Annotated in this window: 15 protein-coding genes; 10 read left to right on the forward strand and 5 right to left on the reverse strand. The window is 58.8% G+C overall.

Annotated features, from left to right (window positions below):
* Window positions 1–55: 55 nt before the first annotated feature.
* Window positions 56–604 carry a hypothetical protein gene (locus tag A4E33_RS06930; protein WP_292346966.1) on the forward strand — a complete coding sequence of 183 codons (549 nt, stop codon included), beginning with the start codon at window positions 56–58 and terminating at the stop codon, window positions 602–604.
* A gap of 63 nt (window positions 605–667) precedes the next feature.
* Window positions 668–1,282 carry a hypothetical protein gene (locus A4E33_RS06935; RefSeq protein ID WP_292346967.1) on the forward strand — a complete coding sequence of 205 codons (615 nt, stop codon included), beginning with the start codon at window positions 668–670 and terminating at the stop codon, window positions 1,280–1,282.
* A gap of 7 nt (window positions 1,283–1,289) precedes the next feature.
* Here the strand turns inward: A4E33_RS06935 and A4E33_RS06940 are convergent, their stop codons facing one another.
* The 3 genes from A4E33_RS06940 to A4E33_RS06950 all read right to left on the reverse strand — a co-directional run bounded on the left by A4E33_RS06940 (window position 1,290) and on the right by A4E33_RS06950 (window position 2,956).
* The gene (locus tag A4E33_RS06940; protein WP_292346968.1) at window positions 1,290–1,889 is read right to left on the reverse strand and encodes an NAD(P)H-dependent oxidoreductase; all 600 of its coding nucleotides are present in this window, start codon (window positions 1,887–1,889) and stop codon (window positions 1,290–1,292) included.
* Between the two features lie 89 nt (window positions 1,890–1,978).
* Entirely contained in the window at window positions 1,979–2,644 is a 666-nt protein-coding gene (locus A4E33_RS06945) for a hypothetical protein (protein WP_292346969.1), read from the reverse strand.
* 66 nt (window positions 2,645–2,710) lie between these two features.
* On the reverse strand, window positions 2,711–2,956 hold the full coding sequence (locus tag A4E33_RS06950) for a DUF2769 domain-containing protein (RefSeq protein WP_292346970.1): 246 nt from the start codon (window positions 2,954–2,956) through the stop codon (window positions 2,711–2,713).
* A gap of 70 nt (window positions 2,957–3,026) precedes the next feature.
* On the opposite strand from A4E33_RS06950, the gene A4E33_RS06955 reads away from it, so the two are divergent.
* From A4E33_RS06955 to A4E33_RS06985, 7 genes are all read left to right on the forward strand, one after another.
* Window positions 3,027–3,761, forward strand: a complete 735-nt coding sequence (locus A4E33_RS06955) for a flavodoxin family protein (RefSeq protein ID WP_292346971.1) — start codon at window positions 3,027–3,029, stop codon at window positions 3,759–3,761.
* Between the two features lie 620 nt (window positions 3,762–4,381).
* On the forward strand, window positions 4,382–5,359 hold the full coding sequence (gene hemB / locus A4E33_RS06960; protein ID WP_292347055.1) for a porphobilinogen synthase: 978 nt from the start codon (window positions 4,382–4,384) through the stop codon (window positions 5,357–5,359).
* Complete coding sequence (locus tag A4E33_RS06965) at window positions 5,352–6,623, forward strand: glutamate-1-semialdehyde 2,1-aminomutase (protein ID WP_292346972.1); 1,272 nt, start codon at window positions 5,352–5,354, stop codon at window positions 6,621–6,623. The genes hemB and A4E33_RS06965 overlap by 8 nt, the downstream gene beginning before the upstream one ends.
* Window positions 6,614–7,507 carry a hydroxymethylbilane synthase gene (gene hemC, locus A4E33_RS06970; RefSeq protein ID WP_292346973.1) on the forward strand — a complete coding sequence of 298 codons (894 nt, stop codon included), beginning with the start codon at window positions 6,614–6,616 and terminating at the stop codon, window positions 7,505–7,507. Before A4E33_RS06965 ends, hemC begins: the two co-directional genes overlap by 10 nt.
* A complete protein-coding gene (gene cobA, locus A4E33_RS06975) occupies window positions 7,504–8,265 on the forward strand; it encodes a uroporphyrinogen-III C-methyltransferase (protein ID WP_292346974.1) in 762 nt (253 codons plus the stop codon). The genes hemC and cobA overlap by 4 nt, the downstream gene beginning before the upstream one ends.
* A gap of 2 nt (window positions 8,266–8,267) precedes the next feature.
* Window positions 8,268–8,711 (forward strand): phosphate-starvation-inducible PsiE family protein, encoded by a 444-nt coding sequence (locus A4E33_RS06980; protein ID WP_292346975.1) that lies wholly within the window; start codon window positions 8,268–8,270, stop codon window positions 8,709–8,711.
* A gap of 442 nt (window positions 8,712–9,153) precedes the next feature.
* The gene (locus A4E33_RS06985) at window positions 9,154–10,920 is read left to right on the forward strand and encodes a PEGA domain-containing protein (protein WP_292346976.1); all 1,767 of its coding nucleotides are present in this window, start codon (window positions 9,154–9,156) and stop codon (window positions 10,918–10,920) included.
* Between the two features lie 308 nt (window positions 10,921–11,228).
* On the opposite strand, the gene A4E33_RS06990 is transcribed toward A4E33_RS06985, so the two are convergent.
* Both A4E33_RS06990 and A4E33_RS06995 read right to left on the reverse strand, forming a co-directional pair.
* Window positions 11,229–12,641 carry a hypothetical protein gene (locus A4E33_RS06990; RefSeq protein ID WP_292346977.1) on the reverse strand — a complete coding sequence of 471 codons (1,413 nt, stop codon included), beginning with the start codon at window positions 12,639–12,641 and terminating at the stop codon, window positions 11,229–11,231.
* 119 nt (window positions 12,642–12,760) lie between these two features.
* Complete coding sequence (locus A4E33_RS06995; RefSeq protein ID WP_292346978.1) at window positions 12,761–14,035, reverse strand: NAD(P)/FAD-dependent oxidoreductase; 1,275 nt, start codon at window positions 14,033–14,035, stop codon at window positions 12,761–12,763.
* A gap of 77 nt (window positions 14,036–14,112) precedes the next feature.
* Between A4E33_RS06995 and A4E33_RS07000 the strand changes: the two genes are divergently transcribed.
* The gene (locus A4E33_RS07000; RefSeq protein WP_292346979.1) at window positions 14,113–15,489 is read left to right on the forward strand and encodes an MFS transporter; all 1,377 of its coding nucleotides are present in this window, start codon (window positions 14,113–14,115) and stop codon (window positions 15,487–15,489) included.
* Window positions 15,490–15,619 lie beyond the last annotated feature (130 nt).

Genomic DNA, 15,619 nt, shown 5'->3' on the forward strand with positions numbered 1-15,619 from the left:
GTATCATCTTTTCTCTTGATCGTTTCCTGAAAAATCAAAGGGTGTTCAATGTTCTTTGAGCATTTCAACAGGGCCCATCGATCAGAATCTTCAGATATTGCCAAACCAAAAGACCGGTTGCGGAGGTCTTGCCGGGTTAAAATCGATAGTACGGGATCAAAATTCCCTGAATAATTACAAGGATCTTCCTCAAGAGTTAAAGAAAGTTTTAGATTCGATTAAATTTTCTCATCTGTTCGCAACAAGCAGATTAGATATCGATTCGATTAACCAATCAATCACAATTTATACATATAGCATCCGTGATGAACATGCGATGAAGAGCTTTGATCACCGTAGGGTGAATAATTATACAATCCGAATGGTTCATGACACCGAATTCGAAGCAACGGTAAAAGATGTGAAAAAGCATTTAACCAAATTCCAGGATAATCCAGACTACCAGATAAGTCGGATCTCGATGCTTACAGACCCATTCGGGGATCCACCGGGATATTATGTTGAAATGTGGGTTAATCAATTGACTCCGGAGAACAAGGAACTGGATTATACTGTGATCGATGGGTGGATAATTCAGGTTTATCCGGAATCCCATAACAATTAATTTATATTAACCATAATCTAGAAAAAATACCCCAGAATAGAATCAAAGGAGAGTGCAATAATCATGAAAAACCGGATATCGCTGGTTGTTATCGGAATAATTATCATCTCCGTTATTGGTCTTGTGTATTACGGCATGACGGGTGTTCATGGTATAGGGGGGGCAACAGCAACAGAAAATCCGACGTCAGCTGTTCCGATGAATTTGATACAACAGAACACTCCACAAGAAAAAACACCAACTCCTGAATTATTAGACAAGTTGAGAACATTGAGTTTTAAAAATCGTTTTTTATTTGTCCATAAATGGAAGTTTGGCCCGAATCCCGATGAAATAACGCTCTATGCATATGCGATAAAAAATGAAAGCCAGATCGAAAGTCTTCAGGGAACACGCGTTCAAAATTATTCGATTAGGATTGTCCGTGACACAGAATTTGAGAAAAACCAGCGCAACCTCACACAAAAACTGACCCTGCTCCAGCAGGATCCCGGATATCAGATCGATCACTTTTACACTGTTGTTGATCCATTCGGAAACCACCCTGAAGATACGATAGAATTGTGGGTTGTTGCATCGACACCAGAGAACAGGAAACTGGATAATACGGAAATGGACGGATGGAAAGTCCGGGTCTATCCAATGACTCCGTTACCTGCCGAATCGGAAAAAACATGAGAATAATCTAAAAGAACACTTCTTCCCTTGGCAGCCGCCACTTCGGCGGGGCCTTGTCGGCGGCATAGCCGATGGCGCAAAGGACCACGGGGACGTACTCCTCTGGCAGGAAAAGAGCTTCTGCATACCCGGCCGGGTCGAAGCCGCCCATGGGGCAGGAGTCGAGGCCGAGCGACTTTGCGCCGTTGATGGCATTGGCAAGCGCGATGTGGATCTGCTCGCGGGCAAAGGCCATCCGCTGCTCCGGGGTCATCGACCCGATATAGGCCTTGATCATGGCCGCATACTGACTGACCGTCTCCGGGGAAAGGCCGCTCTTGACCAGCCCCTCCACCGCCTTGTCCACGAGCGGTTCGAGCTCGGTGTTGGCGCAGAAGACGAGCAGGTGCGAGCACGTGGTCACCTGCGGCTGGTTATTGGTGTGGGGAAGCAGGTTCTTCTTGATCTTGCTTGCCGACACGATCTTGATCTTCCACGGCTGCAGGTTGAAAGCCGACGGCGAATAGCGGATGATGTCGAGCAGCACAAAAAGCGTCTGCTCGTCGATCATCCGGCCGTCAAACAGCTTGACCGCGTACCGCTGCATGACGATATCCCTGAATTCCATGAAAACTCCCTTTCTCCTGAAAATCCGCTCTCTGCCTGATGCCTATCTATTATGCGTCCCGGGTAAAAAAACGTGGGATGGAGAACCAGTCACGGGATTTTCTGCGCAGCCGTCCGGGCCAGTTCATGGAGGAGCGTTGCATTGGTGCCCGGCCCGGTCATCTTCAGCACTTCGAAGACGTTTTTGCGGAAGACGATGAACTCGGCAAAATCGCCCGCGGAATCTGAGGCCGGGGCAGAGATGTTCTTCCCGCCTGCCACCAGGAAGGAGCCTGACGAGGCAGCGGGCACGGCACTCGCGTTGAAGCGTGCGGAAAAGCCGCTCACGTAAAAGCTCTGGTCCGGGTCGGAGATGTTCTCAAACACGTACCCCTGCGGCCGGTCCTGCCGGTCCACCATGCCGGCGATATTCAGTACGTTCACCGCAGGATAGACCGCAAGGGAATGGACGATAACGGTCGGCCCGGAACCGGCTGACGGGCAGGTATACACGGCCTCGTACCCGGCCTCCCACCCGGCGTTCTTCGCGAGATCGCTGACATCATCCGGGGATTTCACGCGCTCGTCCGACAGGGAGAAGCAGGCCGGCAGCTCGGCCGGGGAAAGGGCGAGCGCCTTCAGGTCGGGCACCCCGGACGGTAGGGGCGATACGGGACCGGCGGTCGCGGACGGGCCGCGCTGCGCCTCCGTACAGCCGGAGGTAAGGACAAGGGCGGCAGCGAGAAGAAATATGAGGGAACCGGACAGGATGCGCATTCTCAGAATAGTGACGGCAGCGGCAAAAAAACCTGCCATCATGCCGGCTGATGCGGGATTGGGCTGTCAGCCCTGATCTGCGGCGCTGCCTCTGATGCAGGAGAACGCTCTCTTCAGTCCGAGCGTTTTTATCACCGGGCAGGTCGGGCAGAGGCAGTCCTTCGGATCGAACGTACAGTTCTCCGCCTTGCCGACAACACAGAAGAGCAGGCTCTCTGCCGCCCGCATGCATTCGTTGTAGGTCGGGCACGTCCCGCAGATGCACCGTGCCCGGTTCTTTCGGATGAGTTGTTCAGCAGTTCCCGCCATCATGCCACGTCCCGCCCGGCACCGGCCGGGCCGATCCATAAGTAGATTAGACAGGCTCCATGATACTTAAATCATGCCTGCGCCACTGGTCGGGAGGAAGTTCGGGGTGAGTACCATCCCGGTGCCGGACAGGGAGACCTGCCGGGAGATCCGGGTCCTGGGGCTCTCGGGATCGAGCCGGTACGAACCGGGGATGAGCAAATCCGAGAAACTGCTGCAGCGGGCGCTCGCCCGGTTCGAGGGCTACGGGTGCACAACGCAGTTCATCCGTCTGAAAGATTTGAAGATCTACGAGTGTGAGGGGAACTACTCCGAGAACCCGTCGTACTGCACGTATCCCTGCCAGAGCTCTATGAAGTACGAGGACGACCAGATGCAGGACGTGTACGACGCGGTGCTTGCGTGCGACGTGCTCATCCTCGCGACACCGATCCGGTGGAACAACCATTCCGCGCTTGTCCAGAAGTTCGTGGAGCGGATGAACGCGATCGAGAACCAGTACTCGTGGTTCGGCAACCCGATGATCAGGGACAAGGTGGCCGGCCTGATCATCATCGGGCACGTTGACGGCGTCCAGCATGTTGCCGGCAACCTGATGAACTTCTTTGCCTGGCTCGGGTTCCACATGCCCGAGGTCGCGATCGCTTCGTGGGTGGGGGAGAACGACGAAGACACCACAAAGGACTGGGCGCAGATCGAGAGCAACAAATACACGCAGGAGGATCTCGAGGACCTTGTCTCGAGCTCGCTGCGGCTGGCCTGCGCCCTGAAGCGGCACGGGGCGGAGGAGACCGGCCGGTCAAAGTGATGTTCCGGATTTTCCTCAATTCTGCCCGGGCGGAATCATTGCACGCCCCCGGGGGCACCACCAGCGCTCTGCCCCTGCCGCTGTGGCAACCCCCCATTCGGATATTCACCCAGAAGGTTTCAGAAAATCCATGAGAGGAGGTAATTATTCACGATGTCGGTCAGAGAATGATACTCGCGGTGGTTAGGAGGACAATCACCGGCCCGAAAAAACTGCTCACTGAAAGCCGCCGCGGGGCGTCCTCCGGGGCTGCGGCCGTTCATCGCAACCGGGGGAACGGGGGCATCAGCCCCCATCAAGAGATCCTGAGCTTTTTTTCATCAGAAAAAACCGGCCAGTTGATATGATCGCCCCCCCATGCGCCAGCCCTGCCCCGTCGGGGGCGGGGACGCTCAGGATTCCGCAGCAGTACCTGGTATCGGCCTTGCATTTTTATGGTCAGGCATTTTCGGAATTATCCTGACGGAGATGCCACATGGCCGGGATCCGAAGGATTTCATCGGGCCATGGTGAAGAAAAAACCCGGCACCGGCAGGCCCGCCATCACCATACTCTATCCCTTTATACGCTAGCAACAAGAAAATGTAATCAAACGACCGGCAGGTGGTGGCAGTACGGGTATCTTTCCCCAGAGACGGATGAGGAGGATGAGGTCGCGGAACATCCAGCCGCTCCTCCGCGAAGTAACGCTCACAAAGAACGATCTTATCGCCCCGCTTTTCGTGGATGAGAATATCACAGCCCCGCGGCCGATCGATGCCATGCCGGGCCAGTTCCGGTATCCCGTGAATGGCATCGCGGGTGCGGTACAGAAACTCTGGGACAAGGGGATCCGGGCGGTTCTCATCTTCGGCATTCCGAAGGAGAAGGACCCGGAGGCCCGGTCCGCATACGACCCGGACGGGGTTGTCCAGCAGGCTGTCCGCCGGATCAAAGCGGAAGTCCCGAAGATGGTTGTCATCACCGATGTCTGCGCCTGCGAGTACACCGACCACGGGCACTGCGGGCTCGTGGGCGAGACCCGGGGCGGGATGGATCTCCTCAACGATCCCTCGCTCGAGCTGATGGACCGGATCGCTATCAGCCACGCGCTGAGCGGGGCCGACATTGTGGCGCCTTCCAGCATGCTGGACGGCGTGGTCGGCTCGATCCGGGCAGCGCTCGATGCCGAAGGGCTCGAGGAGGTTCTGATCATGGCCTACTCCACCAAGTTCGCCTCGGTGCTCTACGGGCCGTTCCGGGAAGCAGCGGACTCCGGCTTCTCGTTCGGGGACCGCACCACCTACCAGCTCAACCCCGGCAACAGCCGCGAGGCGATCCTCGAGTCCCAGCTGGACGCGGACGAGGGGGCCGATATCCTGATGGTGAAACCGGCCGGGTTCTATCTCGACATCCTCTCCGAGATCAGGAACATCGGCCTGCCGGTTGCGGCATACCAGGTGAGCGGCGAGTATTCCATGATAAAAGCCGCCGCGGCAAACGGCTGGCTGAAAGAGAAGGAGACCGTGATGGAGAGCCTGACCTGCATCAAGCGGGCGGGCGCCGATCTCATCATCACGTATTTCGCAGAGGACGTGGCCGGGTGGCTGGATGAATAAGCAGAACGACGAGAGGGAGAGGGTCTCGAGCGCCGGCCTTTTCGAACGGGCAAAGACCCTGATGCCCGGCGGCGTATCGAGCCCGGTCCGGGCGATTCAACCCTACCCGTTCTACACGGAACGGGCGGAGGGCTCCCGGCTGAAGACCGTTGACGGCGACGACCTCATCGACTGCTGCTGTGCCTACGGCCCGATGATCCTCGGGCACGCGCACCCGGCAGTCAGAAAAGCGATCGCGGAGCAGCTGGAGAAGGGGTGGCTGTACGGGACGCCCACGCCGCTCGAACCGGCGTACGCCAGGATGATCACGGCCGACCACCCGGGCATGCAGATGATCCGGTTCGTGTCGAGCGGCTCGGAAGCAACGATGGCCGCGATCCGGCTCGCCCGCGGGTTTACCGGAAAGACGGATATCGTGAAGATCGAGGGCGGGTTTCACGGCGCCCACGACGCGGTGCTGGTGAAGGCAGGCTCCGGCGCAACCACGATGGGTGTACCGGATTCGGCCGGCATCCCCGCGGACGTTGTCGCCCACACGCGGCAGGTGCCCTACAATGATCCCGAAGGTCTCGAATCGATCCTGGCAAGGAACGAAAACATTGCGGCGTTCATCCTCGAGCCGGTGCTCGGCAATATCGGCCCCGTCATCCCGCAGGACAATTACCTCCGCGAGGTCCGGGCGATTACCAAAGCCCACGACGTCCTCCTGATCTTCGATGAAGTGATCACCGGCTACCGGCTCGGCATCGGCGGGGCGCAGGTAAAGTACGGCATCAAGCCCGACATCACCACGCTCGGCAAGATCATCGGTGGCGGCCTGCCCGTCGGGGCATTTGGCGGACGGCGCGAGATCATGGAGCTCGTTGCCCCGCAGGGCCCGGTGTACCAGGCCGGGACCTACTCGGGCAACCCGCTCTCGCTCGCGGCCGGCATGGCCACGATCGGGTGGATCCACGACCACCCGGATATATACCGTCATCTTGATGACAGAACCCGGGCCATTGAAGAATCGCTGGGCAGTGACGGCAAGGGATCGTTTGTCCGGCTCGGCTCAATGTTCAAGTATTTCTTCCGGAGCGCTCCCCCGCAGAACTACCGCGAGGTGAAGGAGTGCGACACCGCCGCCTTCGGCAAATTCCGGGAACGGATGCTGGCGGCAAAGATCTTCATCCCTCCCTCCCAGTTCGAGACCAACTTCCTCTCGGCAGCGCACACGGACAGCGACATCCAGACACTCATACAGGCGTACCAGACATGTCGATAAGAATCGGAACACGGGGCTCGAAGCTCGCGCTCATCCAGACGGAGATCGTGGCAAAGAAGCTCGCTGAACTTGGCATCGCAACCGAACAGACCGTCATCAGCACTGCCGGCGACACGACCACGCAGGTCCCGCTCCACGAGATCGGCGGGCAGGGTGTCTTTGTCCGGGCGCTGGACGATGCAATCCTTGCCGGGGAGATCGATTGTGCCGTGCACAGCATGAAGGACATCCCGGCCTACCGCCCGAGCGGGCTTGTCACGGCAGCCATCCTGAAGCGGGACCCGCCGGCCGATTTCCTTGCGTACCGGGGATCCCTCTCTGCCGTCAAGATCGTGGGCACCTCCAGCACCCGGCGGCGTGCCCAGCTGCTCCGGCACGATCCCTCGGTCACCATACAGGATCTCCGGGGCAACGTGGACACGCGGATCCGGAAACTGGGCGCCGGGGAGTACGATGCGATCGTGCTCGCCGAGGCCGGGCTCCGGAGGATGGATATCCGTATCCAGGGCGAGCGGCTGCCGCCGGAGAAATTCGTGCCCTCTCCCAACCAGGGCACCATCGCGGTGGTCTGCCGGGCCGACCCGTCGCTCCGCGAGGTGCTCTCGGTACTCGACCACCCGCAGACGCGGACCGATGTCATGATCGAACGGGCGGTCATGGAGCAGCTCGGCGGGGGATGCTTCACCCCGCTCGGGATCTACTGCAACGGCGGACACCTGATTGCCGAAGTGCTCTCCCTTGACGGCGCACGGGCGGAGCGGATCGAGACGGACATAACGACCATCGAAGAGGCGCGGGAGCAGGGCCGCCAGCTGAAAGCGCGGGCGCAGGGCCTGATCGACGAGGCGTACCAGAGACTGGGGATTGCGGCGGGACCATCATGACGGGAAAGGTGTACCTGGTGGGATCCGGCCCGGGAGGGACGGCGTTCCTGACACGGCGCGGCCGGGAGGTCATCGACAGGGCGGATGTCGTTCTCTACGACCAGCTGCCGGGCGAGGAGATCCTTGCGTCGCTGCCGGAGCGGGCGGAGAAGATCGACTGCGGGAAATATGGCGGGAAACACACGCTCGAGCAGGACGCGATCGAGGCCCTGATGGTGGACCGCGCCCGCAAAGGGAAGATCGTTGTCCGGCTCAAGGGTGGCGACCCGTTCCTGTTCGGCCGGGGCGGCGAGGAACTGGAGACTGTCCGGGCAGCGGGCATTGCGATCGAGATGGTGCCGGGGATCACGAGCGCCCTTGCGGTCCCGGCATCGGTCGGCATCCCGCTCACACACCGGAAGTACGCGTCGCAGGTCACGGTCCTGACCGGCAACGAGGACCCGACAAAGCCCGGGCCGGCCCTTGACTGGGAGCTGCTGGCAAAGAGCCGGGGCACCATCGTCATCCTTATGGGTGTTGCGAACCTTGCAAAGATCGCGGATGCACTGGTGAAGAACGGCAAGGAGAAGACCACCCCGGTTGCCATCATCGAGCGGGGTCTCCGGGCTGACCGCCGTGTGACCACCGGGACGCTTGCGGACATCGCCGCCGTGGCGAAAAAAACCGGGGTGAAACCTCCGGCCGTCATCGTCATTGGTAATGTTGTGAAACTCTACGATCCGGATACCCCGGACCTGATACCGGTTGAGGAGGACTGAATATGCTCGAGATTATCAACAAGATCGAGAAGGTCATCTATGCTGCGCTGATGGTCATGCTCATCGTGGTGCTCATCGCTGCCATGGCCGACCTTGCATATATCCTGGTGACGTCGCTGACCAACATCTCCCCGTGGCTGCTGGAATCCCACGAGATGATCACGGTTCTCGGCGGGTTCCTGCTGGTACTGATTGGTGTCGAACTCCTTGAAACCATCAAGGCGTACTTCCGCGAGAACTCGGTCCACGTCGAGATCGTTGTCCTTCTCGCCATCATCGCCATTGCACGAAAGGTAATCCTGTTCGATCCCACCGGCATGACGGCTTCCGAGTTCGGGCTCCAGCTCATCGGCACCGGTGTGCTCGTTGCGGGGCTTGCTGCCGGGTATTACATGATCAAGAAGGCCGGGATCACGGTCGGCAGTGACCACGAGAACGGGAAGTAAGGCCCGGCCTCAACAATTGCGGCGAAGGAATAACGCACCGGCGACATTTTTTTCAAAAAGGATGTGACGGGTATAAAGGGGTTCGAACGGGCATTTATCACCCGATGATGAAAAATATACTCTGGAGAAAAACGCAGTTCTGACGCTTTCAGGGGCGTTGCCAGGCGGCTTCGCCCCCGCCGCTCTGGCATCCCGTCAGGATAGTGCTGCAGTACCGTACAATAAAAACAGACAGACTGATACCTGGTAATGCCGCGGAATCCTCAGCGCCCCCGCCCCCGACGGGGGCAGGGATGGGGCAAGGGGGGCGATCTCACCACATTAACATGATTTCTCCAGAACGGATAATTACATTAAGCCACGGTCTTCCCCGCACGCTGTTTTCGTGTACCGTATCAGCATCATTAAAAAGCAACGACAGTCTTAATTATTTCCGGATAGTATGAGAACCATTGTCCTTCTTACCTGCTTTCTTCTTGCCTTCCTGCTGGCCGCACCCGCGATGGCCGCCGTTGCAGAACCGGCAGAAACCGACGAGATCATCCATGGGGTAACCCTGGAGCCGGTGACGGAAACCACATACATAATTACATCTGCACCACCAACCGAACAACCTGCCGAACGGCCGGTCACCCGGGAACCGGAGACGCCTGTCACCGATATTCCCGGGCCGAAGGTCGGCTGGCTGACCATCATCTCAACGCCATCCGGCGCCGAAGTCACGATTGACGGTGAAGCCGCAGGTGCAACGCCCATCACCGGCCGTGAAGTGGGAGCCGGAAGCCACAGCGTTTCGATTTCCATGCCCGGCTTCGAGACGTACCAGACCGAGAAGTCCGTCGGCGCCGGCGAACAGGCGGCAGTCGATGCAACGCTGAATGAGATCGTCATCCCGACCACGGCACCGACAACCCGGGTCACCATACACCCTGAGCCGACTGTCACCGATGTTCCGTGCATCGGCTGCGACAGGGGCTGGATCCGGGTGTACTGCAACGTGAACGGGGCAACGGTCTCCTTTGATCAGCTCTCCTCCGGCTGCACGATTGCGAACGGGTACTGCGATACCGATGTCGCGACAACCGGGACAGCCTTCAGGTCCTTTACCGTCCAGAAGCCCGGCTACGAGATCTTCACGGGCAGTGTGAGCTCATGGCCTGCAAGGGGCCAGACCGTGAGCCTGTACTCAACCCTCATTCCCGTCCAGTCGTACGGGAACATCCAGGTGGACTCCCGCCCCCAGGGTGCGGTCGTTACTCTTGACGGCAGCATCTGGCAGAACACCCCCACCACCTTCACGTCCGTGAGCGCCGGGACACACACCCTCCAGATCTCCATGAACGGCTACCAGCCGTACGGGACCTCGGTGTACGTGACTGCCGGAAAGACTGCCTCGGTCAATGCATATCTCGTGCCCAACCCGCCGCAGCCCCGCACCGGGTCGCTCAACATCGTCACGTCCCCCAAAGGCGCTGACATCTACGTTGACGGGACCTACTATGCCGAGACACCCTACATTGTCACCAGCCTTGCCCCGGGCCCGCACAACCTCCGCATGTACAAGGCGGGATACGACGAGTACATGTCCACGGTCACGGTGAATGCGGGCCAGCAGACCCCGATCTCCTGGACGTTCACCCCCCAGCAGGGCTCCGTGGGATCCATCGATGTGTACTCGACACCGGCAGGATCCGCGGTCTACCTTGACGGGAACTACATGGGCCAGACCCCGTACGGCGGCTCGCTCGATATCCCGAGCGTCCTTGCCGGCACCCATACGGTCTCCCTCCGGCTGCAGGATTACAAGAGCTACACGCAGACCGTGACCGTCAGGGCAGGGGAGGTCGTGACGGTCAACGCCCAGCTGACCCCCAGCACACCGTCCCCGGTACCGGACACGACAGGCCAGATCATGGTCGTCTCGACCCCCGCGGGCGCCGAGCTCTTCATTGACAACACCTTCCGCGGGATAACGCCAGCAACCATCCCCGATATCCCGGCCGGTTCGCATGTCGTCATGGTGCGGCAGGCCGGTTATACTGATGCGACCCAGACCGTGACGGTGACGGGAGGCCAGAGCACGCCGGTTGCGCTCAGCCTTGCACCGGTGCCGGTCACGACAACAAAGACGCCCATGAGCCCGGTGGCTGGGCTTGGTGCGGTTGCACTGGCGGGGCTTGCGGTTCTGTATCTGGGGAAGCGGGAATAATCCCGGCACTACCATTTTTTAAACATCGGGTTTTGGAAAAATCTGTTCTGTGCACTCAGGGAATAATGATGGGGGCTGATGCCCCCATACCCCCAAGTACGATGAACGGCCGCCGCCCCGAAGGGCGCCCCGCGGCGGCTTTCAGTTACCGGTTTTCCCGACCTGCTCTGGCCCCGCCGTGCCCCGCGAGGCATCGAATCCCGAAGGGATGAGATGCGAGAAGAACCATCAGGTTCTTCGAGTGTCCTGAGGCGGGGAGGACTCGTAAATATCCCGAATCTGCCGGGAATGTCTATGAAAATATTGGATTATAAATCGCTGATACGGACCGGGCCGCGACCACACTGGGTCACTTCATTACTGTTCCATAACTCATAGAGTGTAAGCTGCCCTTCCTCCTTGTTGAATGCCATAAAGAGAGAGCTGGAATTTCCACCGGCACCGTAAGATATTCCATACCATTTGTCGATGCCCCCGCCACTGACAGACATATGTTGTTCATCAAACTCAGGATAACGATCCCTGACGATAGCCGTAACCAGATTTCTGGCATGCTCCGGATCAGAACCAACAAGCGTTGAAAGATTGTGGATCTTCACATTCGAACAGGATTTATTCATCACTGCGAAGAGGATTGTCCCGGTGTATGTCTCCACCTTGAATTCACAATCCGGCGAGGTAAAGTCGTAATAATTCCAGAAATACACCCGCCCGCATTCATTGTGTTCGATAAACCTGCCGTTGTACGTCAGATTGATATCCGGGTTATTCGTGAAATTCCGGATCGATTCCAATGCGGCCTGATTGCCAATGGGACCATTTGTACCGATCAGGACGTTTGACACCATGGTCACATCCGGTTGCGGGACTTTACCCGAAACCTGAGAGAAATTACGAACCGGTGCAGGTATAAGGGATTTGGATACTACAGCCCTGCCGGAATCTGTCCCGGCAGGAACATAGAGTCTCAAGGATTTATTCTGGATCTCATCGGTCGCGTTGATGATCCATACAGGTTCGAGGTATGAGGATTTAGTGACATTATCAGGGGCATAGTACCCCGGTTTCATATCATGAATGGTCAGGTTCAGGACTCGAGGGGGCAGGTTTTTTCCCTCACCGTTCTTCAGTCGTTCAATCGCTTGTGATGCAGGGATGATCCGTTCGAGGCCCTGTTCCTCGATGGAAAACCAGTGCTTCCGTAATATTGTAACATTCCCGCCGAAGCTTAACTCTATCTCTAACCACCCGGTTTTTCCATGAATCGGCATGCCATAACGAGTCTGCCGGTAATTTAATCGGCGCGTTCCAACTGCAGACCGGAATCCGGGATCTCCTTCTCTTCCGATAGACCACGTCGATGAATCCATGATGGACGTAAAAACAGCATCGGGGGGCATTCCTCCATAGGTATTCATCGCTTGTACTGCCAGAATTTTACAGTCTTCTGGTGACGGCGCGGCGTCGAAAGTCTCCGCTGAAAAATTTGTAAAACCAATGCTGTTGTTCGTACCATTCACAATTTTAAACACCGGCACACAGGGATCCACGAGCGTTCCCGTCCAGTCAATCCGGCAGCCGGAATCTCCTGGACCGGGTTTGTTGGAGATTTTTGTATCAGGTAACAGGAAAAAAACGACCACAATAACCGCTGCAATCAGAACCACAATTCCAAGCACGCTGAAGAGAAATTGTCGGTTATCTTTTTGCATACCTTTCATAGCATCACTCAAAAACGAGGCTCTATCTTTCAGTTCGTTATCTGATCTATTTTTTCGGATCTATAAAAAATTCCCGTTTTGATCCTGATGAGAGTATCATGTGATTACATCATCGATCATTACGGAGAACTCAGCCGTTTCCGGCTCCCCTGCGCCGCAAGATACCCGGTCGAGAACGCGGCCTGCAGGTTGTAGCCGCCGGTATCGCCGTCAATGTCCAGCACCTCCCCGGCAAAGAAGAGGCCGGGGACGAGCTTCGATTCCATGGTCTTCTGGTTGACGGTATCCAGCGCAATTCCGCCGCGTGTCACCATCGCGACCCGCTCGTCTCCCAGGGATTCAACGTCCATGGGGAACTCCGTGCAGGTCGCGGCAAGGGCCGAGCGTTGTGCTGCGGAGAAGTGGGCGCACGTCAGCTTCTCCGGGATCCCGGATATCCCGAGCAGTATCCGGTTGAGCCGCTCCGGGATCGGGTACTTCGCCAGGATCGTGCCGACCCACCAGCCGGGATTCTCCGGCGCCCGCTTCGCAAGGTCTGCTGCCAGTTCGTTGCGCCGGACCGGGCCGGCAAATCCGAGCTTCACGGTGTCGCCGGGCCTGATCCAGCGCGATGCATCGAGAATGCCGGGGCCGGAGAGGCCGGTATGGGTCAAGAGGACATCACCGGTGCAGTCCCGCACCTTTTTCCCGTCCCGCCAGATCGAGAAGGGCATTGCGGCAAACGAGATCCCGGCAAGGCCGGCGAACGGGTAGTTCCGGATATTAAGGGGCGTCAGCGCCGGGGCAGTCTCCGTTACCGGCTGGCCGAGCGATGCCGCGAGCCGGTACCCGTCGCCGGTTGTGCCGCACTGAGGGTATGAAGCCCCGCCGGTGGTGATGGCAACCGTTGCGGCATGGTACATCCCGGCGCCGGTTGAGACAACGAATACACCCTCTTCACGTGTAATCCCGGTCACCGGCTCGCTGCACCGGATAGTGACCCCCTGTTTATCGCATTCCGCCAGCAGCACGGCAAGGACATCTGCCGATTTCCGGGATGCGGGGAAGACCTTGCCTCCCTCTTCCGCCCGCAGGGCAAGGCCGCGGGCGGCAAAATAGTGCATGAGATCGGTGTTGGTAAACGACATCAGGGCAGGCCGGATGAATTTCCCGTGGTCGCCGTACCGGGAGACGAACGAGCGGATATCCCCATCGTGTGTGATGTTGCACTGGCCGGTCCCGGCCACCAGGATCTTGGCGCCGGGCCTCGTGTTCTTCTCCAGAAGCAGGACGCGGCATCCTGCAGCAGCGGCATGGATTGCACAGAAGAGCCCGGCCGGGCCCCCGCCAATCACGATACTGTCCCAGCGTGCCACCTGCTGCACCCGCTCAGGTATTCTCATCCCATCGCTCATGAAGCATTCCCCGCGGGGCCGGGATCCTGCCGGAGTGCAATATCCTTAATCCCGATCAGCACCAACGCCGTACACCCATGGCTGACGAACGCGAAAAGAGGATCATCCTCCTTGTCGCATCGCTCTCCTCGTTCCTCGTCCCGTACACGGGCTCATCCATCACCGTTGCCCTGCCCGCGATGGCATCGCAGTTCTCCGCCGATGCCGTCACGCTGGGATGGATCACCTCCGCGTACATTATCGCCGCCGCTGTCTTCATCGTCCCGTTCGGGCGGTACGCGGATATTGTCGGCCGCAAGAAGGTCTTCCTTACCGGCGTCCTTGTCTTCACGCTCGCATCCCTTGCCTGCGCCTTTTCGCCGACGGCAGGGATCCTGATCGCGTTCCGGTTCGTGCAGGGCATCGGGGGCGCGATGCTCTTTGCCACGTCCGTTGCCATTGTGACGCAGGTGTACGGCCCGGGCGAGCGGGGGGCTGCACTCGGCATCACCATCGCAACGGTCTATGCCGGCCTCTCCATCGGCCCGTTCATCGGAGGGGTCCTCACCGACCTTGCCGGCTGGCCCGCTATCTTTTTTGTCAACGTCCCCATTGGTCTTGTCACCATCGCCATGACTCTTCAGGGAGTCCGTGACGAGTGGGCCGATGCAGCCGGCGAACGGTTCGACTGGCCCGGGGCGGCCATCTACGGGGTCATTCTCTTCTCCCTCATCTATGGCATGCTCCTGCTGCCGGACACGGCCGGGCTCGCGTGGATCGCGTGCGCTGCTGTCGGAGCCGTCATCTTTTACCGGCAGGAGACGCGGTCGGCAAGCCCGCTCATGGACCTCGCGGTCTTCTCCGGCAACCGGACCTTTGTCTTCTCCAACATCGCCGCGATGATCAATTACGGCGCAACGTACGGCGTGGGTGTCCTGCTCTCCCTCTACCTCCAGTACATCCAGGGGTTCACTGCCGCCGCTGCCGGCCTCATTCTCGTAGCCCAGCCAATAGTCCAGTGCGTCTTCTCGCCCATTGCCGGCCGGCTCTCCGATCGCATGGAGCCGCGGATCGTCTCCACGGCCGGCATGGCGATCACGACCGCCGGCCTTGCGCCCTTCATCTTCCTTTCCCCGCAGACCCCGGTCTGGATCATCGTCGCGAGCCTGATGGTGATGGGTCTCGGCTACGGTCTCTTCTCCTCCCCCAACACCAACGCAATCATGAGCTCGGTGGCAAACCGTCATCTCGGCATCGCGGCCGGCATGAACGCGACCGTCCGCTCGCTTGGCCAGCTGCTCTCCATGGCTATCGTCATGTTCTGTTTTGCCGTGTTCATCGGGACGGCCGTGATCACGCCGTCAGCCTACACAGCCCTCATGACGAGCGTCACGGTCGCGTTCATTGTGTTCACTGCCCTCTGCATCACCGGGATCGCGGCATCGTATGTACGGGGAACGATCCACGGGGAGTGATGCCACGATATTGTCGGAGGATTTTCAGCGTGAAAAAAACCGATGAATAAATCCCGGGGAAATCGTGATTTGTCGTGCGATGGGACCACGGGCGCTCGCCGCCTCGTCGGGGCTCGCCCCGTCGAGCATG

It is taken from the genome of Methanoregula sp. PtaB.Bin085, from assembly GCF_002067035.1.
Classification (GTDB): Archaea; Halobacteriota; Methanomicrobia; order Methanomicrobiales; family Methanospirillaceae; genus Methanoregula.